The organism is Lelliottia sp. F153, assembly GCF_002870005.1.
Classification (GTDB): Bacteria; Pseudomonadota; Gammaproteobacteria; order Enterobacterales; family Enterobacteriaceae; genus Enterobacter; species Enterobacter nimipressuralis.
This window is the reverse complement of the sequence record NZ_PKFT01000002.1, coordinates 310,905-331,831: the sequence shown is the minus strand read 5'-3', so window position 1 is coordinate 331,831 and position 20,927 is coordinate 310,905. Positions and strand designations below refer to the sequence as shown.

The 20,927-nt window shown below is 52.1% G+C and carries 25 protein-coding genes, 1 tRNA gene and 1 pseudogene; 23 read left to right on the top strand and 4 right to left on the bottom strand.

All coding sequences use genetic code 11. The features are described from left to right. The first annotated feature begins 79 nt into the window (after positions 1-79). The 21 genes and pseudogenes from F153LOC_RS08690 to F153LOC_RS08595 all read left to right on the top strand — a co-directional run bounded on the left by F153LOC_RS08690 (position 80) and on the right by F153LOC_RS08595 (position 14,427). Positions 80-523, top strand: a complete 444-nt coding sequence (locus F153LOC_RS08690; RefSeq protein ID WP_102104820.1) for a DinI-like family protein — start codon at positions 80-82, stop codon at positions 521-523. 334 nt (positions 524-857) lie between these two features. Then, entirely contained in the window at positions 858-1,061 is a 204-nt protein-coding gene (locus F153LOC_RS08685; RefSeq protein WP_102104819.1) for a tail protein X, read from the top strand. Beyond that, positions 1,052-1,273: an HP1 family phage holin gene (locus F153LOC_RS08680; protein ID WP_102104818.1), complete on the top strand. Its 222-nt coding sequence runs from the start codon at positions 1,052-1,054 to the stop codon at positions 1,271-1,273. The genes F153LOC_RS08685 and F153LOC_RS08680 overlap by 10 nt, the downstream gene beginning before the upstream one ends. Next, positions 1,257-1,766, top strand: coding sequence for a lysozyme (locus F153LOC_RS08675; protein ID WP_102104817.1), 510 nt, complete (start codon positions 1,257-1,259; stop codon positions 1,764-1,766). The genes F153LOC_RS08680 and F153LOC_RS08675 overlap by 17 nt, the downstream gene beginning before the upstream one ends. Then, a pseudogene (locus F153LOC_RS08670) lies at positions 1,763-2,107 on the top strand (LysB family phage lysis regulatory protein); the annotation flags it as partial. The gene F153LOC_RS08675 and the pseudogene F153LOC_RS08670, both read left to right, overlap by 4 nt. After that, positions 2,031-2,291, top strand: a complete 261-nt coding sequence (gene lysC, locus F153LOC_RS21765) for an Rz1-like lysis system protein LysC (protein ID WP_233210348.1) — start codon at positions 2,031-2,033, stop codon at positions 2,289-2,291. The pseudogene F153LOC_RS08670 and the gene lysC, both read left to right, overlap by 77 nt. After that, positions 2,284-2,751, top strand: coding sequence for a phage tail protein (locus tag F153LOC_RS08665; RefSeq protein ID WP_102104815.1), 468 nt, complete (start codon positions 2,284-2,286; stop codon positions 2,749-2,751). The genes lysC and F153LOC_RS08665 overlap by 8 nt, the downstream gene beginning before the upstream one ends. A gap of 233 nt (positions 2,752-2,984) precedes the next feature. After that, a complete protein-coding gene (locus tag F153LOC_RS08660) occupies positions 2,985-3,626 on the top strand; it encodes a phage baseplate assembly protein V (RefSeq protein WP_102104814.1) in 642 nt (213 codons plus the stop codon). Then, complete coding sequence (locus tag F153LOC_RS08655; protein ID WP_102104813.1) at positions 3,623-3,973, top strand: GPW/gp25 family protein; 351 nt, start codon at positions 3,623-3,625, stop codon at positions 3,971-3,973. The genes F153LOC_RS08660 and F153LOC_RS08655 overlap by 4 nt, the downstream gene beginning before the upstream one ends. Positions 3,974-3,978: 5 nt before the next feature. Next, positions 3,979-4,887, top strand: coding sequence for a baseplate assembly protein (locus F153LOC_RS08650; RefSeq protein ID WP_102104812.1), 909 nt, complete (start codon positions 3,979-3,981; stop codon positions 4,885-4,887). Beyond that, complete coding sequence (locus F153LOC_RS08645; RefSeq protein ID WP_102104811.1) at positions 4,880-5,410, top strand: phage tail protein I; 531 nt, start codon at positions 4,880-4,882, stop codon at positions 5,408-5,410. The genes F153LOC_RS08650 and F153LOC_RS08645 overlap by 8 nt, the downstream gene beginning before the upstream one ends. 11 nt (positions 5,411-5,421) lie before the next feature. Next, entirely contained in the window at positions 5,422-7,308 is a 1,887-nt protein-coding gene (locus F153LOC_RS08640) for a tail fiber protein (RefSeq protein WP_102104810.1), read from the top strand. 1 nt (position 7,309) lies between these two features. Continuing rightward, complete coding sequence (locus F153LOC_RS08635; protein ID WP_102104809.1) at positions 7,310-7,729, top strand: tail fiber assembly protein; 420 nt, start codon at positions 7,310-7,312, stop codon at positions 7,727-7,729. Between the two features lie 118 nt (positions 7,730-7,847). Then, entirely contained in the window at positions 7,848-9,041 is a 1,194-nt protein-coding gene (locus F153LOC_RS08630; RefSeq protein WP_102104808.1) for a phage tail sheath protein, read from the top strand. A gap of 12 nt (positions 9,042-9,053) precedes the next feature. Further along, positions 9,054-9,572: a phage major tail tube protein gene (locus tag F153LOC_RS08625; protein ID WP_102104807.1), complete on the top strand. Its 519-nt coding sequence runs from the start codon at positions 9,054-9,056 to the stop codon at positions 9,570-9,572. 57 nt (positions 9,573-9,629) lie between these two features. Next, on the top strand, positions 9,630-9,923 hold the full coding sequence (locus F153LOC_RS08620) for a phage tail assembly protein (RefSeq protein WP_102104806.1): 294 nt from the start codon (positions 9,630-9,632) through the stop codon (positions 9,921-9,923). 32 nt (positions 9,924-9,955) lie between these two features. Further along, positions 9,956-10,078: a GpE family phage tail protein gene (locus F153LOC_RS08615; protein WP_102104805.1), complete on the top strand. Its 123-nt coding sequence runs from the start codon at positions 9,956-9,958 to the stop codon at positions 10,076-10,078. Then, entirely contained in the window at positions 10,068-12,515 is a 2,448-nt protein-coding gene (locus F153LOC_RS08610; RefSeq protein WP_102104804.1) for a phage tail tape measure protein, read from the top strand. Before F153LOC_RS08615 ends, F153LOC_RS08610 begins: the two co-directional genes overlap by 11 nt. A gap of 13 nt (positions 12,516-12,528) precedes the next feature. Next, complete coding sequence (locus tag F153LOC_RS08605; RefSeq protein ID WP_102104803.1) at positions 12,529-12,993, top strand: phage tail protein; 465 nt, start codon at positions 12,529-12,531, stop codon at positions 12,991-12,993. Next, positions 12,990-14,159 carry a phage late control D family protein gene (locus tag F153LOC_RS08600; protein ID WP_102104802.1) on the top strand — a complete coding sequence of 390 codons (1,170 nt, stop codon included), beginning with the start codon at positions 12,990-12,992 and terminating at the stop codon, positions 14,157-14,159. The genes F153LOC_RS08605 and F153LOC_RS08600 overlap by 4 nt, the downstream gene beginning before the upstream one ends. Before the next feature lie 67 nt (positions 14,160-14,226). Next, entirely contained in the window at positions 14,227-14,427 is a 201-nt protein-coding gene (locus F153LOC_RS08595; RefSeq protein ID WP_102104801.1) for an ogr/Delta-like zinc finger family protein, read from the top strand. A gap of 163 nt (positions 14,428-14,590) precedes the next feature. Here the strand turns inward: F153LOC_RS08595 and F153LOC_RS08590 are convergent. Then, positions 14,591-14,666 (bottom strand) — tRNA-Ile (locus F153LOC_RS08590). 125 nt (positions 14,667-14,791) lie between these two features. Here F153LOC_RS08590 and mug point away from each other — a divergent pair. Then, positions 14,792-15,298 (top strand): G/U mismatch-specific DNA glycosylase, encoded by a 507-nt coding sequence (gene mug, locus F153LOC_RS08585; RefSeq protein WP_100778871.1) that lies wholly within the window; start codon positions 14,792-14,794, stop codon positions 15,296-15,298. Positions 15,299-15,375: 77 nt separating this feature from the next. Here mug and rpoD read toward each other — a convergent pair whose 3' ends face one another. The 3 genes from rpoD to rpsU all read right to left on the bottom strand — a co-directional run bounded on the left by rpoD (position 15,376) and on the right by rpsU (position 19,628). Beyond that, a complete protein-coding gene (gene rpoD / locus F153LOC_RS08580) occupies positions 15,376-17,223 on the bottom strand; it encodes an RNA polymerase sigma factor RpoD (RefSeq protein ID WP_100778872.1) in 1,848 nt (615 codons plus the stop codon). Between the two features lie 206 nt (positions 17,224-17,429). Beyond that, positions 17,430-19,175, bottom strand: coding sequence for a DNA primase (gene dnaG / locus F153LOC_RS08570; protein WP_100778873.1), 1,746 nt, complete (start codon positions 19,173-19,175; stop codon positions 17,430-17,432). A gap of 237 nt (positions 19,176-19,412) precedes the next feature. Next, positions 19,413-19,628, bottom strand: coding sequence for a 30S ribosomal protein S21 (gene rpsU / locus F153LOC_RS08565; protein WP_001144069.1), 216 nt, complete (start codon positions 19,626-19,628; stop codon positions 19,413-19,415). 227 nt (positions 19,629-19,855) lie between these two features. Between rpsU and tsaD the strand changes: the two genes are divergently transcribed. Next, on the top strand, positions 19,856-20,869 hold the full coding sequence (gene tsaD, locus F153LOC_RS08555) for a tRNA (adenosine(37)-N6)-threonylcarbamoyltransferase complex transferase subunit TsaD (RefSeq protein ID WP_100778874.1): 1,014 nt from the start codon (positions 19,856-19,858) through the stop codon (positions 20,867-20,869). Positions 20,870-20,927: the final 58 nt, after the last annotated feature.

The following is a 20,927-nucleotide window of genomic DNA, read 5'->3' as shown; positions in this document are numbered from 1 at the left end:
TACCCCTGATTTTTTTCTTCCCAGCTTTTAGTAATACGTGCTACTGTATGTATATACAGTTACTCATGGTGGAGGTTGTGTGGACAGAGAGTTAAACGAGCAAGTTATGATTGAGCGAGTCGAGATGATTGCCCGTCTGACAGCTGAAGGAACTTGCCAGGAAAGAGATCGTGAAATTGCCCTGAATTTAATCGCTGAGATTGCGAGAGGGAACTTGATGAAAGGCAATGCCTTTACAGTTGTCTTTTCAGCAACGCCTGCACCAGAAAGATTAAAAAAGAGGGGAGGCTACGTGAAAGTCAATATCGCCTTAGACCAAGAACAAAAAATAGGACAGACGATGGTTGATGCCTTTCAATATGAGCTGACCCGACGAATTCATTCTTTGTTCCCATCAACGCATGTCACCGTTAAAAAGGGTTCTGTGACAGGTGTAGAATTGAGCGGCTTTGATAAAGAGTCCGATCGTGAAGCCCTGGACAATATTCTTCAGGAAGTCTGGGAAGATGAGAGCTGGCGATAGCTATTAATACTCAGCCCATCAAAGGTTATATCCCTAAACAGGGGCTGCTGATACGAACATAGTTAATGCAGTATATGTTAGCACGCCCCCAACCTTATTTTTCCACTCCAGAGTTGTAGCGTTCCGTTTCTGTGGCTCTACGTTCATCTGATTTTATTTGCGTTGTTCATTGTCTCAGCAGTGGCGAGAAATAATGTGTTTTGTCATTTATATGAGGGCTTCCAGCGATAAAGGAATGTTGTGCGCGTGATTGCACGTCTGTAAGCAGTAGCCGATTTAACACCTGCTCTGGAAACTATCTTAGATCCGAAAATCCATTTGTTGGGAGCATCTGATGAAGATCTACGCAATGCAGGGGGACACGCTTGATGCTATTTGTGCGCGTTATTACGGGCGTACAGAGGGCGTCGTTGAAACAGTGTTAGAAGCAAATCCCGGTCTTGCTGCTTCAGGCGTTATTGTGCCACACGGCAAGGCGATTGAAATTCCTGAGGTTGATAGCGCAGCAAAAGCTGAGGCTGTGCATTTATGGGACTAAGCCTGGAAAAAATCACCACGTTTGTTGCTTATTGGTTAGCCGTTTGCCTCGCCTATTTTGGGGCAATGTCACCTGAAAAAGTAGCACTCTACGTGGGGGGGATGTGTGCCATTTTTACGGCGCTGACGAATTACTGGTTTAAGCGCAAAACATACCGTTATCTGACCTCACTCGGGTTTGATGAGAAGGCGATTCGTGAATTCAATCATTAAGCGCTGCAGTGTAGCCAGCGTACTAATGTTCGCAGCCTTGCTGCCAGACTTTCATTTGCTGAAAACGTCTCCTGAAGGATTAGCGCTGATTGCCGATCTTGAGGGCTGTCGGCTGAGACCTTATCAGTGCAGTGCGGGTGTGTGGACGTCAGGTATTGGCCATACGGCTGGCGTTGTGCCAAAAGAAGATATAAGTGAACGCGAAGCGGCTGTAAATCTTGTTGCTGATGTGCGCAATGTCGAGAAGAGACTTTCTGCGTGTGTGTCAGCCGAAATACCCCCTCGTATATATGACTCGTTGGTTAGTTTTGCCTTTAACGTTGGCGCGGGAGCCGCATGCCGGTCGACGCTGATGTCATTTGTTCAGCGCCAGCAGTGGCAGCAGGCATGCGATCAGTTTCCGCGTTGGGTATTTGTGAAAGGTATCAGGAATACTGGTCTTGAGAATCGACGTATACGGGAAAAAGCATATTGCATCAAAGGGATTCCATGAAAGTCCTGCTACTTATACTGGCCGGGCTGCTTGCCTCAGTACTGTGGTTGAGCCGCGAAAATCTGAACCTTTCTCGATCATTCGAAAAAGTAAATCAAGTTGCTGGCGAGCAAAAAAACATTATTGCAAACCTGAAAAATCAACTCTCTGTCTCACTGCGAGTAGCCCGAGATAATGAAAACGCGCAGGTCAGGCTGCGTGACGAACTTTCAATGTTGAGTGAGCAGCGGGCAAAGCGTGAGGAGACTATTACAAGGTTGATGAATGAAAATGAAGCTTTACGCCGTTGGTACCGTGACCGTCTGCCTGATGTGGTGCGCCGCTTGCACACCCGCACCGGCTGTGCCTCCGCTGCACGCTGTCTACAACATCTGCCCGAGAGTGAGCTCATGCCCAATGCCAGGCAGCGAACCGATGACTAATGGCGATCTAAGTGCAGATATACGCAGGCTCGAGCAGGAATTGATTACCTGCGCGCTGCAAATCGAAACCATCAAAGAGTGTCAGGGTAAAAGTAATGAATAAACTAAATAGCTTACGTCAGGCATTAATTGACGCTATTCCACAGCTTAGTGCTCACCCAGAAATGTTGCGCTTCTCTGTTGAGAACGGAAATATTGATGCACGTCTCTCCGTCTCATTATCATTTGAAAAGAAATATACCCTGAAAGGTCTTGTTAAAAATTTTGTCGGCGAATCCAATCAACTTTTCGTGCCGCTGTTAGCTTGGCTTCGGGAAAATCAACCTGATATTTTCACGCTGGATGAAGGGCGTAAAAATGGCTATCTCTTTCAGATAGTCATGAATGATGATGAAAGTAAAGATATTAGCTTCAGTCTGCAATTGACCGAGCGGATTCTTGTCACAGAGGAAAATGGCACATTACGCGCCAGTTATTCTCCTGAACCACCGTTACCTGCACCTGTTACTCGGCCTAAAGAGTTGTACATTAATGGGGAACTCGTCAGCCAGTGGAGTGAGTAAATTGCCGGTGATAGAAGCCTGAGTAAAAACGATACCGTATGGGTTCTGAAATGAACTTAATGACCTGGATTTATATTTAGAGGATTGTCTGTTCTCGGCGATGGCGTGTTTAGCGCTCAGGGTGTTGTTTTACGCATGTAAATTATCATGCCCTGCGGTCGCAAATTGTTGTTTCATCCAGCAGAAAACTTAGCCTCATTGCTGCTGCTCTGAACCCTCGGCATTCTCTCCTCATGAATACGCTAACTTCAATCCACGGTATCGCTCGTGCAATCCGTAATCTTATCCGCATCGGCGTAGTAACAGATGTCTCTCTTCAGGAGGGGCTCTGTCGCGTCCAGACCGGAGGGATGAAAACTACGTGGCTCAATTGGCTGACCTGTCGTGCTGGCCGCGCGCGGGTGTGGTGGGCGCCTTCCGTTGGCGAGCAGGTGCTGGTTCTTGCCATTGGCGGCGAGCTCGACACCGCCTTTGTGCTACCGGGTATTTTCTCGGATGACCATCCTGCCCCCTCTGCTTCTCCTGATGCGCTTCATATTGCCTTTCCTGACGGGGCGGTTATCGAGTACGAGCCCGACAGCGGGGCGCTCACCGTATCCGGTATCAAAACAGCCGACGTCACCGCGTCGGATTCCATTATCGCCACCGTGCCGGTGGTGCTGGTCAAAGCTGAAACCCGCATCACCCTCGATACACCCGAGGTGGTCTGTACCAACAAGCTGATAACCGGCTCACTCGAAGTGCAGAAGGGCGGGACGATGAAAGGCGATATCACGCACACCGGCGGGAAATTTACCTCCAACGGCGTGCAGGCGGATGACCACGCACACGGCAATGTGCAGAGCGGCGGGAGCTGGACGAAGGAGACCAAATGACAGTGCGCTATCTTGGAATGAACAGCCAAACCGGACTCAGTATTTCTGAGGCCGACCATATCAGGCAAAGCGTGCGCGACATTCTGGTCACGCCGGTTGGCTCACGCGTCATGCGACGTGAGTACGGATCCTTGTTGTCAGCATTGATTGACCAGCCGCAGACCCCGGCGTTGCGCCTGCAGATTATGGCTGCGTGCTACTCCGCGATTCAGAAGTGGGAGCCTCGTGTGAGTCTTTCTACCATCATCTTTGAACACCCTAACGATGACGGAGCGCTGTTTGTCGATATTACTGGCGCACGTTTGACTTCAGGCCAGCCTTTTTCCCTAACCATTCCACTGAGTTAAACGTTATGGCTATTGTAGATCTAAGCCAGCTCGCCGCCCCCGATGTCGTGGAAGAGCTGAATTATGAAATCCTTCTTGCAGAACGAAAGGCGACCCTCATCTCCCTGTATCCCGAAGATCAGCAGGAGGCTATTGCACGTACTCTGACGCTTGAATCTGAGCCCATTGTGAAGCTATTGCAGGAAAATGCTTACCGGGAAGTCATCTGGCGTCAGCATGTTAATGAAGCGGCGCGTGCGGTCATGTTGGCCTACGCCGCCGGGAATGATCTCGATAATATTGGTGCAAATTATAACGTCACACGTCTTGTGATCACCCCAGGGGATGAGTCCTCGCTACCGCCCACGCCTGCGGTGATGGAAGCTGATACCGATTATCGCCTGCGTATCCAGCAAGCCTTTGAAGGAATGAGTGTGGCTGGCTCAACCGGCGCCTATCAGTTTCATGGCCGCAGTGCTGACGGCAGGGTTGCGGATATTTCTGTTATTAGCCCCGAGCCTGCGAACGTGACCATTTCGGTATTGTCTCGCGAAAATAATGGCGTGGCATCAGAAGAACTGCTCGCCGTCATCCGAAATGCTCTCAATGATGAGGACGTAAGGCCGGTCGCCGATCGCGTCACAGTGCAATCGGCAAATATTATTGACTATAAAGTCGACGCCTCACTATTTCTTTATCCAGGCCCTGAAAGCGAGCCGGTGCTCAGTGCAGCAAAGGCGAAGCTTAAGAGTTATATAAGCGCCCAGCACCGTCTCGGGCGAGATATCCGTAAATCGGCTATTTATGCCGCCCTTCACGTTGAGGGGGTGCAGCGTGTTGAGCTGGCCGCACCGTTGGCTGACATCGTGCTCGATAGTACACAGGCTTCCTGGTGTAGTGAATATAGCGTAACCATCGGGGGCAATGATGAGTGACGCCCGCCTGTTGCCGGTCGGCTCCTCGCCGCTTGAGATGGCGGCGGCACGCGCCTGTGCAGATATCGAAAATACGCCGATCCCCCTGCGCCGTCTCTGGAGTCCCGATACCTGTCCGGCAAATCTGCTGCCGTGGCTTGCCTGGGCGTTTTCTGTCGACCGCTGGGATGAGAGCTGGCCGGAAGAGACCAAACGCGAGGTGATCCGTGCGGCGTGGTTTATCCATGCGCACAAAGGGACGATTGGTGCGGTGCGCCGGGTGGTCGAGCCGCTCGGGTATCTGATTAACGTGACGGAGTGGTGGGAAACCAACGATCCGCCCGGCACATTCCGCCTCGATATCGGTGTGTTAGAGACCGGCATCACCGAGGAAATGTATTACGAAATGGAAAGGCTGATTGCCGATGCAAAACCAGCCAGCCGTCATCTTATTGGTCTGAATATTATTCAGGATATTCCGGGGCATCTGTATTACGGCGCCCTGAACTATGACGGCGATATCACCACGGTTTACCCCGGATAAGTGAGAGCACAATGACAGTAAAATATAAAACCGTTATCACCAAAGCCGGTGCTGAAAAGCTGGCGGCGGCGAGCGTCCCGAGCGGGAAGAAAGTCAATTTTGTGGCGATGGCCGTCGGGGATGGTGGCGGCACGCTGCCCGAGCCAAACGCCAGCCAGACAAAACTGGTCAATGAAGTCTGGCGTCATGCGCTGAATAAAATCAGCCAGGATAAAAAGCACAAAAACTATGTCGTCGCGGAGCTGGTGATTCCACCTGAGACCGGCGGTTTTTGGCTGCGCGAAATGGGGCTTTACGATGACACCGGCACGCTGATTGCGGTCGGCAATATGGCAGAAAGCTACAAGCCTGAGCTGGCGGAAGGGTCAGGGCGCGCGCAGACGCTGCGGATGGTAATCATGGTGAGCGATATCGAGACGGTCGAGCTGTCCATCGATACCACGCTTGTGATGGCAACGCAGGATTATGTCGACGACAAACTTGCGGAGCATGAGCAGTCACGCCGCCATCCTGACGCCACGCTGAAAGAAAAGGGCTTCACGCAGTTAAGCAGTGCGACCGACAGCGCGTCTGAGGCGCTCGCAGCCACACCGAAAGCGGTTAAAGCAGTCTATGACTTCGCCAGCGCGAAGTATACGGCTCAGGACGCGACCACGGCGCAGAAGGGGATTGTGCAGCTCAGTAGCGCAACCGACAGTGTGTCTGAGTCGCTTGCCGCGACACCGAAAGCGGTTAAGGCGGTTTATGACTTCGCCAATGCGAAGTATACGGCTCAGGATGCGACCACGGCGCAGAAGGGGATTGTCCAGCTAAGCAGTTCTATCGATAGCGCCTCAGAAACACTGGCCGCTACACCTAAAGCGGTAAAGGCGGCTAATGATAATGCCAACGGACGCGTACCCGCTGGCCGTAAGGTGAATGGCAGGGAATTGTCTGCTGATATCAGCGTAACAGCTCAGGATATTTTCAATGGGCAGGCAGTAGGAATTGGCAATGCACTCGATTTAAACAGTTACATCACGCCGGGGCTCTATTACCAGCCAGCCAATGCTCAGGCCCAGACGGGAAAAAATTATCCCGAAGCAGCTGCCGGTTCGCTTGAGGTATATAAACATGCTGGGGTGACTCAGATTTACCGGGTTTATAACAATTCCCGTAGTTATATCCGCACGTTGTATGGCGGCGTGTGGACAGCCTGGACAAAACAGTATGACGTGGCGAACAAGCCAACAGCTGTAGAGACGGGCGCACTACCTTCAACCGGAGGAAGGGTGACGGGTAATATTGAGATATATAACTCCGCACCAATTATCCAGCTTTCCGAGAGTGATACCGGCAAGAAATATTTCATCGTCGCTGATGGCAATGGTTTTCGCATTAACGAAGATACAACAGCTGGGAATGCGGTACTTTCTTATGCTGGAGCCAGCAAACAGCTTAGAACCGTCGGGCAACTCATCCCTGGTGACTGGACGAATATCGATGCCCGCTACTACACAAAAGCACAATCAGATGCGGGATATATGCCGCGTACGGGGGCGTATACCAAAGCCGAAAGCGACGGACGTTTTCAGCCCAAAGGCTCGTTTGCTGCACCAAACTCGGCATCAAAGGCGGCGAATGGATGGTGGCAATGCGGAAGTACCGGCATTATTGAGCAGTGGGTGCAGGGGGCGACAATGACCAGCGAGACGACGCAGGCGATCACATTCCCTAAAGCGTTTCCGTCAGCCTGCTTATCAGTTTCGGTCAGTACATTAAACGCCAACGGTAGTAGCAATACGGAAGGGATGTTCCAACTGATCTCAAAAACAAATACGGGCTGTGTTGTCATGGCAAACAGGGCTTACGGCAGCATCGGGCAAGTCGCTGTAATTATTCAGGCTAAAGGGTACTGATATGAATAGTATTTATTATAGTGCTGAACTGTCTGGCTTTTACTTTGAGTCCGACAGGGGGCTTTATGAAGCGGTAGGAAGCTGGCCTGCTGATGCGTCAATCATCTCTCAAAGCTGGTATCAGCATTTAATCGAAGGGCAGACCAAAGGTAATTCAATTGTGCCGAACGAAGAGGGTATGCCAGTACTTAAAGCTATTGAGCCTGATTACCCTGCAATGGCGGAGTCGCAAAAGCAAATGCTCATCAGTGATGCGATGCAGTCAGTGAGTGTGATTCAACTCAAACTGCAGGCAGGTCGGACACTCACTGAACTCGAAGCAGCAAAACTGTTCGCTGTTCTGGATTACATCCATGAGGTTGAAAAAATCGATACTGTATCAGTGACACGCCCGGTTGACTGGCCGCAACTCCCCGAATAAATAAAGCCCTCCTCCGGAGGGCTTATTGTTGTGTAATCCCCGCTCCAACCCCTTCCCGTCGCGCTTGCAAGGTATGACGTTGACAATAGTCTCACCACTAAACCACGGAGTTAAATGGATGAGCGACTATCATCACGGCGTGCAGGTCATCGAGATTAATGACGGCGTGCGCACCATTTCCACTGTCTCAACAGCCATCATCGGCATGGTTTGTACGGCCAGCGATGCTGACGAGACGGTTTTCCCTCTTAATGAACCTGTGCTGATTACTAATGTGCAAAGCGCTATTAGTAAAGCCGGCAAACAGGGAACACTATCATCTTCACTACAGGCGATCGCTGACCAGTGCAAACCGGTCATTGTGGTTGTACGTGTGGCCGAAGGTGTCGAAGACCCTGAGGCCCCCGACGCGGCTCAGAAACAAACGATTTCCAACATCATTGGTACCACGGACGAAAACGGCAAATACACCGGCCTGAAAGCGCTGTTGACGGCGCAGACTGTCACCGGCGTTAAGCCGCGCATTCTCGGCGTGCCGGGGCTGGATTCGCAGGAAGTAGCGACTGCGCTTGCCGCTACCTGTCAGAGCCTGCGCGCCTTTGGCTATGTCAGTGCGTGGGACTGTAAAACCATTTCCGAGGCCATCGACTATCGCAAGAATTTCAGCCAGCGTGAGCTGATGGTGATCTTCCCCGATTTTCTGGCGTGGGACACTACGACAAACGCAACAGATACCGCATGGGCGACGGCGCGCGCGCTGGGCCTGCGTGCCAAAATCGACCAGACAACCGGCTGGCATAAAACCCTGTCAAACGTCGGCGTGAATGGCGTCACCGGTGTTAGCGCCTCAGTCTCCTGGGATTTGCAGGAACCGGCGACCGACGCCAACCTGCTTAATCAGGCTGGTGTGACCACGCTGATTCGCAATGACGGTTTCAAATTCTGGGGTAACCGCACCTGTGCGGATGATCCTCTTTTCCTGTTTGAAAACTACACCCGTACCGCGCAGGTACTGGCCGACACCATGGCGGAAGCACATGCGTGGGCGATGGATAAACCGATTACCCCGACCCTTATTCGCGACATCGTGGCGGGCATTAATGCCAAGTTCCGTGAGCTGAAAAGTAATGGTTATATCGTCGATGGGGCCTGCTGGTACGACCCTGAGTCCAACGATGTTGCGACGCTTAAAGCGGGCAAACTGTATATCGATTACGACTATACCCCCGTCCCACCGCTGGAAAACCTGACCCTGCGCCAGCGCATCACTGATACCTATCTGGCGAATCTGTCAGATTCGGTCAACGGCTAAGGAGCTAACAGCATGGCGTTACCACGTAAATTAAAATATTTGAACATGTTTAACGATGGCCTGAGCTACATGGGCGTCGTTGAATCCGTCACTTTGCCGAAGCTGACCCGCAAGCTGGAGAAATACCGCGGCGGCGGGATGCCGGGTTCGGTATCCATTGATATGGGCCTTGATGATGATGCGCTATCCCTTGAATGGACGCTCGGTGGTCTGCCGGATGTCGCACTATGGGCGCAGTATGCATCCCCTGGTGCAGACAGCGTACCGCTGCGTTTTACTGGCTCCTATCAGCGCGATGACACCGGTGCAATTTCCGCCGTCGAGGTGGTGATGCGAGGTCGTCATAAAGAGTACGACTGCGGTGAGAACAAGCAGGGCGAAAGCGGCACAACGAAAATGACAACTGATTGTGCTTACTACCAGCTGACAATTGACGGAAAAGAAGTCATTGAAATTGACATCGTCAACATGGTGCTGAAGGTCGACGGTGTAGACCGTCTGGCCGAACACCGTAAGGCGATTGGCCTGTAATGTTGTTGACCGGCCGCTCAGGCAGGCCGGTCTCTTCTATTTTTGAGGGAGTGACAAATGGAAAATATTATCGATACCGGAAATTCAAACGTTGTGACCTTCGATAATCCGCTGATGCGCGGTGAGCAAAAAATTGAGCAGGTTACTGTATCCAGGCCCAACGCGGGGACACTCCGCGGAGTGTCATTGGCTGCACTGGCAAACTGTGATGTTGACGCCTTAATTAAGGTTTTACCTCGAATGACCTACCCGGCGCTGAACGAACATGAGATTGCTCGACTGGATGCCGCAGATCTCATTGCACTTGCCGGTAAGGTGGTTGGTTTTTTATCACCTGCTTCGGCTCGCTGAATTTCCCCGACCAATTGTCGGTAGATGACCTGATGGCGGATATTGCTGTGATTTTTCACTGGCCGCCATCCGAGCTGTATCCTCTGGACGTGGCCGAACTCATAACCTGGCGCGACAAGGCGCTACAGCGAAGCGGAAACCACTATGAGCAATAACGTGAAACTTGAGGCGCTGCTTAATGCCGTTGGACGCGCAAGCCGACCGCTCAATGCTATCCGGACTGCCAGCAAATCCCTTGCGGGTGACATCCGTGATTCTGAGCAATCTCTGCGCGATCTCAACGTGCAGGCAGCCCGTATTGATGGGTTCAGGAAAGCCAGCGCTCAGCTTTCTCTAACCGGGCGGTCTCTTGCAAAAGCGAAGCAGGAGGCGGCAGCACTGGCCATTCAGTTTAAGAATATCGAAGCACCCACGCTGGCACAGTCGCAGGCGCTGGATGTTGCAAAAAAATCTGCAGCTGAACTGCAGAGTAAATACAACGGTATGCGCCAGTCCTTACAGCGCCAGCGTTCCGAGCTTTCTCAGTCGGGCATTAACACACGTACACTCTCTGCTGATGCACAGCGTGTGAAAGTCACGATTAGACAGACCACGCAACAGCTAAATATGCAGCGTGACGCTCTTTCCCGCGTCAATCAGCAGCAGGAAAGAGTCGATGCAATAAAGCGGCGCTACGAGTCCGGTAAAACGCTTGCCTTCGGCATACGTGATGCGGGGGCGGCGGGAATAAATACGGCGAGTGCTGGATTCCATGGTCTGTCTCAATTTTTTGCGCCGGGCGTCGCTTTCACCAAACAGATGTCGGATACGCAGTCGACTCTAGGTATTGATAAGAATGATGAAACGATGGCTGCTCTTCGCCAGCAGGCTAAAGATATTGGTTCTAAAGGATATCTCTCTCAAGTCGACGTAGCTCAAACACAGGGTGTGCTCGCAAGCTCAGGTTACAATGCGAATGACGTTCTCATGGCAACCGACTCGACAGTGACAATGAGGCAAGCTAATGGTCTTGCAGCCAGCGATGCTGTTGGCGCACTTTCTACAGTGCAATCAGCGTTTAAGTTGCCGATAACAGAGATCGAACGTATTTCTGATGTCTTGACACAAAGCCTCCACTCATCGAGTACGAGTCTTGATGATTTGGTTGCGGCGATGAAAAACGTTGCACCAGGTGCGGAAATGGCTGGTGAAAGTCTTGAAGACACAACGGCGATGCTCGGCATCCTGGCAGACCACAATATTAAAGGTGTCAGCGCCGGGAGTAATATCAACACTATTTTGAGCCGTCTGGATGCGATGACAGGCCAGGCGCCTGTTGCCCTCAATTCCCTGGGGGTTAGCACATACGACGGTAACGGAAATAAGCTTCCGGTCGAGAAGGTATTTAAAGATATTTATCACGCCTTTGAGACAAACAAACTTGATGTGGCGCAGCAGGCCGAATACCTGAAAAGCCTGTTCGGTGAAGAGGCTGGAAAGGGGGCAGGAACACTGGTTGCCGCTGCCGGTGATGGAACTCTGGACAACAAACGTCAGCAAATGCTCGCTGCCAAGGGGAGTACTTCGCGCATCGCCAGTATCAAGTCCGATAATCTCAATGGAGATTTAGTAAAACTACAGTCGACCCTGGATGGTCTGAAAATTGATGTTTTTGCGCAAGAAGAGTCTGCCCTAAGGCGTCTGACGGCTTCTGCAAACACCTGGGTTGGCATGGCTGCAAGCTGGGTTCAGACAAATCCCGAACTGACCCAAACCCTATTGAACGTTGCCACGAGTACGCTGGCGCTGGTCGGCGTGCTGGGAGGTGTCGGGCAAATCGTATGGCCTTTGATTGCCGGGGTGAATGTCATTATTGCTGCAGCAAGCATGCTGGGGACCGTATTTACTCTAACCGGCGGCGCTATCGCCTCAGCTCTTGGGGCCATCACGTGGCCAGTTATAGCTGTTGTGGCGGCGATTGTCGGTGGAGCCCTGCTGATCCGTAAATATTGGGAACCACTCAGTGCATTCTTTGGCGGCGTTATTGAGGGACTTGGTACCGCTTTTGCTCCGCTGGCAGAAATTTTTTCCCCGCTTGCACCGGCATTTGATTTTCTCGTTGAGAAGCTCGGCAGCATCTGGCAGTGGTTCACTGATCTGCTTGAACCCGTAAAGGCGACACAAGAAACGCTCGAACGCTGTAAGAATGTGGGGGTAATGTTTGGCCAGGCACTGGCCAATGCGCTCATGGCGCCACTTAATATCTTTAACAGCCTGAGCAGTAAAGCAAGCTGGTTATTGGACAAACTCGGCATTATCAAAAAAGAGTCCGGCCAACTTGAAGATACCGAGGCTAAGGTGAAAACCACGGCCGTGACGCCTGACGGAACCTATATTCCGCCGACATCCACATTAAGCGGCTATCCGCTTTATCAGCCGCTATCTGCTCCCGCTGGGCGATCTTTTGTCGACAACAGTAAGCGAGAGTACAGCATCACTCTGCAAGGTGATGTTCTGCCGAACAGTGATTTAGACCGTCGGCTCAGAGAAGCCGTTGATAACCTCGCTCGTCAAGAGCGTTCATATCAGCGCTCAAGCTTTTCGCATGACTGAGGAGATTTAGACAGTGTTAATGGTATTAGGTTTATTTGTGTTTGAGCGCCGAACGCTACCGTATCAGTCGATGCAATATACAAAAGATTATCGATGGGCATCAAATAACCGTATCGGCAAGTCACCTGCGTATCAATTTCTTGGGGAGGGAGAAACCACACGCACCCTCTCCGGTACGCTCTACCCAGAAATTACTGGCGGTAAATTATCGCTTTTGGCGATCGAATTGATGGCCAACGAGGGACGTGCATGGCCACTGATCGACGGTAGTGGAATGATTCACGGCATGTATGTGGTTGAAAAGGTAACACATAATCATACGGATCTTTACAGTGATGGGTCTGCCAGAAAAATCGAGTTTAACCTGACTTTAAAGAGAGTCGATGAATCCCTGGTTGTTATGTATGGCGATTTAAAAGCACAAGCCGAAACCCTGGCGTCATCAGTGGGTAGCTGGGCGGGAGGACTGGTGGGATGATAACGGGAATGACTCTTCAGGCAGGTGCATGCATTGCTCCCGATTTTATGCTCGCTTTCGGTAAGGATGATATTACTGAGGTTTTCAGAGAGCGGCTCATCAGTCTGACAATGACTGATAATAATGGGTTTGAAGCTGACCAGCTTGATATAGAGCTTGATGATTCTGACGGGTTGGTTGAGTTACCACCGCGCGGTGCTTCTTTGAGTTTGTGGTTAGGCTGGCAGGGATCGGCATTGCTGGGAAAGGGGAGTTTTATTGTAGACGAAATCGCGTATCGAGGTGCTCCAGACGTTCTCACCATTCGTGCACGCAGTGCTGATTTTCGAGGATCGCTCAACTCGCGTCGCGAGCAGTCCTGGCATGATACAACGCTTGGGACGATTGTCGACACCATAGCTCAGCGGAATAAGCTCATAGCCAGGATAGCCGAGAGTTTGGTACCTGTTGAGGTGCCCCATATCGATCAGACACAGGAGTCTGATGCTGTATTCTTGTCGCGGCTGGCCGAGCGAAATGGTGCGGTTGTCTCCGTAAAGGCCGGAAAACTCCTTTTCCTGAAAAAGGGGAGTGCGATGAATGCAAGTAATAAACCCTTCCCGCAAAGGGTCATAGAACGTGGCGATGGAGACAGCCATCAATTTACTATTGCCGATCGGGGGGCGTATAGCGGTGTTACAGCCAAATGGCTGCAAACCAAAGACCCGAGTCAGCAAAACCAAAACGTTAATCTCAAACGTGTGTCGAAAGAGCAGGATCTACATTCTTGGCAACATCCGGATGCCACTATGACGCAGTCAGCGAGTAAGCCGAGCGGAAATCAGGGCGCACGAAACGGTGAATACATGGCTGGAGAACCGGAAAATGTTCTGGAGCTAACGACCATTTTCGCTAGCAAAGCGCAGGCCATCCGTGCGGCGCAGGCCAAATGGGAAGAGATACAGCGTGGTGCAGCTGAGTTTTCTATCACGCTCGCAATTGGCCGTGCAGATCTGTTTCCTGAAATACCTGTTACAGTCAGAGGATTCAAGAACGTTATAGATAATCAAGCATGGGTAATCAGCCGGGTAGAGCATCGTCTTAATAGCAACGGTTTCACTTCGACGCTTGAGCTGCAAGTGAAATCCTCAGATATTGAATATGTCACAGAAGAAGGGAAGGCATAAAACAATACCCATTTAGTGATTTTTTGGGTATTATAAATTCACTATTAGTGAATTTGCGGAGCCAGTTATGTTTCATTGTCCTGAGTGCAAGCAAGCGGCACATGCCCGTACGAGTCGATACCTTAGCGAGAATACCAAAGAACGTTATCATCAGTGCACAAACATCAATTGCAGTTGCACTTTCGTGACGATGGAATCGGTAGAGCGATTTATTGTTACCACTGGTGGAGTCACCCCTAAAGTGTCGCGATCCGCACTAAAAGGCTAGCGCCTGTTATCCCCTTTAAACTAACCCGCCGCGAGCGGGTTTTTTATGCCTTAAAGAAAATGGCGGTAAGAAGTCTACCGCCATTTCATCGCCATCAAAAGCTCAGATAACAAAAAGGCCACTCGCGAGAGTGGCCTAAGTGTATGTGTTTACTGCTAAAATTTGGTGGCCCCTGCTGGACTTGAACCAGCGACCAAGCGATTATGAGTCGCCTGCTCTAACCACTGAGCTAAGGGGCCGTGGCGGTGAATTATAAAGTAACTCCCTGCTGCAATCCAGCCATTCCCTCCTGCCTGCTGTTTTTATAAACAACGCATTATCAATCCTTTATACTAACTACAAGATACATTCATCGGGGAGTGAGATGATCAACGATATTCTGGCGCCGGGGCTGCGGGTGGTGTTCTGCGGGATCAACCCAGGCAAGTCTTCCGCCCATACGGGTTTTCACTTCGCCCATCCGGGAAATCGTTTCTGGAAGGTCATTCATCAGGCAGGATTCACCGATCGGCTGCTGAAGCCTGAAGAGGAGCAGCATCTGCTGGATACCCGCTGCGGGATTACCATGCTGGTGGAGCGCCCGACAGTCCAGGCTACAGAGGTGAATCTGCATGAGCTGCGTAGCGGCGGGCGGGAACTGGTGAAGAAAATAGAAGATTACCAGCCTTCGGCGCTGGCGATCCTTGGCAAGCAGGCGTACGAGCAGGCCTTTAGCCAGCGCGGTGCGCAGTGGGGCAAGCAGAGAATCACCATTGGCATGACGCAGGTGTGGGTGCTGCCAAATCCGAGTGGGCTGAACAGGGCGACACTCGACAAGCTGGTCGAAGCCTATCGCGAACTCGATGAGGCGTTGATGGTGCGAGGGCGCTAAGGGCTTGTGGTTCTGCTGTGCTGAAAAAAGATGAAAAAAAAGCTCCCGGTTGGGAGCTTTTTACTTTTCAGGGCCGATTAATCGTCGAGGAAGCTACGCAGAACTTCAGAACGGCTCGGGTGGCGCAGCTTGCGCAGGGCCTTCGCTTCGATCTGACGAATACGTTCACGGGTAACGTCGAACTGTTTGCCCACTTCTTCCAGCGTGTGGTCGGTATTCATATCGATACCGAAACGCATACGCAGGACTTTCGCTTCACGCGCAGTGAGGCCCGCCAGAACGTCATGAGTGGCAGCACGCAGGCTCTCGGTAGTCGCAGAGTCCAGCGGCAGCTCGAGGGTGGTATCCTCGATGAAATCACCCAGATGCGAATCTTCATCGTCGCCGATTGGCGTTTCCATGGAGATAGGCTCTTTGGCGATTTTCAGCACTTTACGGATCTTGTCTTCTGGCATCAGCATGCGCTCTGCCAACTCTTCTGGCGTCGGCTCGCGGCCCATCTCTTGCAGCATCTGACGGGAGATACGGTTGAGTTTGTTGATCGTCTCAATCATATGCACCGGGATACGGATGGTGCGCGCCTGATCCGCGATAGAGCGAGTGATCGCCTGACGGATCCACCAGGTTGCGTAGGTGGAGAATTTGTAACCGCGACGATATTCAAACTTATCAACCGCTTTCATCAGACCGATGTTACCTTCCTGGATCAGATCCAGGAACTGCAGACCACGGTTGGTGTATTTCTTCGCGATAGAAATAACCAGACGTAAGTTAGCTTCAACCATCTCTTTTTTCGCACGGCGGGCTTTCGCTTCGCCGATGGACATGCGACGGTTGATATCTTTAACCTGCTCGATAGTCAGGCCGGTCTCTTCTTCGATTTGACGCAGTTTCTGCAGGCCGCGCTGAACATCATCAGCCACGTCGTGCAGTTTTTCAGACCAGGGTTTGTTCATCGCGATAGCCGCGTTGAACCAGGTTTCGCTGGTTTCGTTGCCGGTGAACAGAGTGATGAAGTTCTTCTTCGGCATTTTGCACTGTTCAACGCACAGCTTCATGATGATACGTTCTTGAGTACGAACGCGGTCCATCATGACGCGCATGCTGTTCACCAGGTAGTCGAACTGTTTCGGCACCAGGCGGAACTGTTTGAAAACTTCAGACAGTTTCTGAATCTCGGCCTGAGCGGCGGCATGGCTCCGGCCTTTGGCTTTGATGGTGTCGCGAGCCAGTTCGTACTGGGTGCGCAGTTCGCCAAATTTCTCGCGCGCCAGCTCAGGATCGATGCTGTTGTCGTCATCGCTGCTGTCATCGTCGCCGTCTTCTTCCTCTTCGTCTTCGTCATCATCCATCTCTTCCTGAGACAGTTCAGAACCGACGTGAGTCGCGGTTGGCGCCAGATCTTCTTCAGCATTCGGATCGACAAAACCGGTGATCAGGTCAGAAAGACGCGCTTCTTCGGCTTCGACGCGATCGTACTGCTCAAGCAGATAGGTGATCGCTTCAGGGTATTCGGCAACGGAGCACTGAACCTGGTTGATCCCATCTTCGATGCGTTTCGCGATGTCGATTTCGCCTTCGCGGGTCAACAGTTCAACGGTGCCCATTTCGCGCATGTACATGCGCACCGGGTCAGTGGTACGCCCGATTTCAGACTCAACGCTGGACAACACCTGTGCAGCGGCTTCTTCTGCATCTTCGTCGGTGTTGTTGGAGTTTTCAGCCAGCAACAGATCATCGGCATCCGGTGCTTCTTCCATCACCTGAATGCCCATGTCGTTGATCATTTGGATGATGTCTTCGATTTGATCTGAATCGACGATATCTTCCGGCAGATGGTCATTGACCTCGGCATAGGTCAGATAGCCTTGCTCCTTACCACGTTGGACAAGAAGTTTCAGCTGTGACTGCGGGTTTTGCTCCATAAGACGGTATCCACACTTAATTCGTTTAATTGGTGTCGGCGGTGTCGCTGCCAACCTTTGAAGCGAGGGCGTACTTATATTTTTGCCGCTGCCTCTCAGTGCGGCTGCCGGGGGCTTCCCGATCGATATTCGGCACTTAAGCCGTTAAATGCTGCATCCTTCACGTTGTCTCTGCTTTGATACAACGTGAACGGTTTTTGTTCAGTTTATTTCTTCGCCAGTTCCTGATTTAACATCCAGAGTTCCCGGCGCTCTTCGCTGCTTAAGCCATGTGTACGCTCGCGAGCAATCAGCTCTTCCTGGCGCAGTTCAAGCATCGAATCAAACATATGGTTGAGTGAGTCGGTGAACGTTTTTTCTGCAATGTCCTTATCAGCTATATCGTCCCACATCGACAGTTTTTCAAGGGTAGCGGCCTCTTTTGTGCCGCGATAGTGCTCTAACAGTTGGCCGGTAGTCAGACCTGGTTGCGACAGACACGTGTTGACCAGTTCTGAAAATAAGCCAAGTCCTGGCAACTTTTCATGGTTCAACCCCGCGAGCGGCGGCACTTGCGGCGCCAGCTCAGGGTTTTGCACCAGTAACCCTATCAGTATACGCATGGTTGTGCGTTTTAGCTGTGGCGCGGGGCGAACCGCACCGCTTTCAGCCAGTTTAGGCATTAAACGTTCAAGCTGACTGTCATCCAGAATGCCGAGCTTGTTGCCGAGCTCCTGGCGCAGGTAAATGCGCAGCGTTTCGCCCGGAACCTGAGAAATCAGCGGCAGTGCCAGCGTGCTCAGCTGGGCGCGTCCGTCTGGTGTGCTCAAATCCACCTGCGGCATCAGGCTGTTAAACAGAAACGTGGAGAGTGGCTGAGCCTGCTCCATCCGCGCTTCAAACGCCGCTTTGCCCTCTTTACGCACCAGCGTATCCGGGTCTTCACCGTCGGGCAGGAACATAAAGCGCAGCTGGCGCCCGTCGGTCATATAAGGTAGTGCAGTTTCCAGCGCACGCCAGGCGGCATCGCGTCCGGCACGGTCACCGTCATAACAACAGATGACGTTATTCGTCGCCCGGAACAGGAGCTGAATGTGGTCGGCGGTGGTGGACGTTCCCAACGACGCAACCGCGTAGTTGATGTCGTACTGCGCCAGCGCGACCACGTCCATATAGCCTTCGACCACCAGTAAACGCCGGGGTTCAGCGTTATCCTGCTGGGCTTCATAAAGGCCATACAGCTGGCGACCTTTGTGGAAAATATCGGTTTCCGGGGAGTTGAGGTATTTCGGCATGCCGTCACCCAGCACGCGTCCACCAAAACCAATTACCCGGCCTCGTTTGTCGCGAATGGGGAACATCACCCGTTCGCGGAAACGGTCATAGCTTCGTCCCTGATCGTTTGTCACCAGCATGCCGGCATCGATCAGAGATTTACGATCTTCGCTATTGCCACCAAAACGCTTTAATACGTTGTCCCAGCCGGGCGGGGCGTAACCAATAGCGAAACGCGCAATCACATCGTCGCTCAATCCGCGCTGTGTCAGATACTGACGCGCAGGTTCAGCTGCATGTTGCTTAAGAGACTGTTGGTAAAACGAATTCAGACCGTCCATCAGCTGGTAAAGCGTTTGTCGTTGATGGCGTTCTATCTGACTCGGACCGCTGCCTGCTTCGTACGGCACTTCAAGGTTGTGCATCGCCGCCAGTTCTTCGACGGTTTCCACGAACTCGAGCTTGTCGTAGTTCATCAGGAAATCGACAGCATTCCCGTGCGCGCCACAGCCAAAGCAGTGATAAAACTGTTTTTCACCGTTTACGGTGAAAGAGGGGGTTTTTTCGTTATGGAACGGACAGCACGCATGGTAGTTCTTGCCCTGCTTTTTGAGCTTTACCCGCGCGTCGATAAGATCGACGATGTCGGTTCTGGCCAGCAGGTCATTGATAAATACGCGTGGAATTCGTCCAGCCATAGGCCCCGTAAAATTACACCTTATCCCTCAAGCTGCTTCTGCGTTGGCTGCGCTCGTTCACCCTGTCACTTACTGATGTAAGCGCTGAGGATTCACTCCCTTGCCGCCGTGATGCGTCTTGAATGATTTTGTGTATTTGCTAACGCATAAACGAAAATAAGCCGCGCATTCCTTCCGGAAGCACGGCCTTACGACTATAACTCAGTCTGACCATTGAGGGCGTGTGCCCTCAACAGATTAGTACAGACGAGTACGGCGTGCGTTTTCGCGAGCCAGTTTCTTCGCGTGACGTTTCACAGCAGAAGCTTTAGCGCGTTTACGTTCGGTAGTCGGTTTTTCATAGAACTCACGACGACGAACTTCCGCCAGAACACCTGCTTTCTCGCATGAACGCTTGAAGCGACGCAGTGCTACGTCGAACGGCTCGTTTTCACGTACTTTAATTACCGGCATGTAACTCTCACCTTTGATAAATTCGGTTTGCCGCTGGCATCGGCGCCAGCTTATTTCAAAATGGTGCGGAATTTTACTGCAACTCATGCTGCTTTGTAAAGCACCAATGCCGTTTTTGAACGGGACTTTTGTAAGGGGTAAGAGTATACACGAACTCACCCCTCAGGGTATACATCGACCCGCATTCGCCCTACACTGCGCGGTACAGAAAAGAGGTAAATTAAGCCATGCGTGTACTGGGTATTGAAACATCCTGCGATGAAACCGGCATCGCCATTTACGACGACGAAAAAGGTCTGTTAGCCAACCAACTGTATAGTCAGGTGAAATTACACGCTGATTACGGCGGAGTGGTGCCGGAGCTGGCGTCGCGCGACCACGTGCGTAAAACAGTTCCCCTGATTCAGGCGGCGCTGAAAGAGTCCGGTTTGACCCCAAAAGATATCGATGCGGTTGCCTATACTGCAGGCCCGGGTCTGGTCGGTGCGCTGCTGGTTGGTGCCACCGTAGGGCGTTCGCTGGCGTTTGCGTGGGATGTTCCGGCGATTGCGGTTCACCACATGGAAGGGCACCTTCTGGCACCGATGCTGGAAGAGAATCCGCCTGAGTTTCCGTTTGTGGCGCTGCTGGTTTCCGGCGGTCATACCCAGTTGATCAGCGTGACCGGTATTGGCGAGTACGAACTGCTGGGCGAGTCCATTGATGACGCCGCCGGTGAAGCTTTCGATAAAACGGCCAAACTGCTGGGCCTGGATTATCCGGGTGGCCCCATGTTGTCGAAACTGGCGTCTCAGGGCGTTGAAAAACGTTTTGTTTTCCCGCGTCCGATGACCGACCGCCCGGGGCTGGATTTCAGCTTCTCAGGCCTCAAAACGTTTGCGGCGAATACCATTCGCAACAATGAAAATGACGATCAGACTCGCGCTGACATCGCTCGCGCCTTTGAGGATGCGGTGGTGGATACCCTGATGATCAAGTGCAAACGCGCGCTGGATCAGACCGGCTTTAAGCGCCTAGTAATGGCGGGGGGCGTGAGCGCTAACCGTACGCTGCGCGCGAAGCTGGCGGAGATGATGCAAAAACGTCGCGGCGAAGTGTTTTACGCGCGTCCGGAATTTTGCACCGATAACGGCGCGATGATCGCTTACGCGGGCATGGTGCGTGCAAAAGCAGGCGCGACGGCGGATTTGAGCGTCTCTGTGCGCCCACGCTGGCCGCTGGCTGAGCTGCCTGCGGCGTAAGTGTCTCTCTTGCCCGGTGGCGCAACGCTCACCGGGCCAACAAATGTGCGGCCTGCAA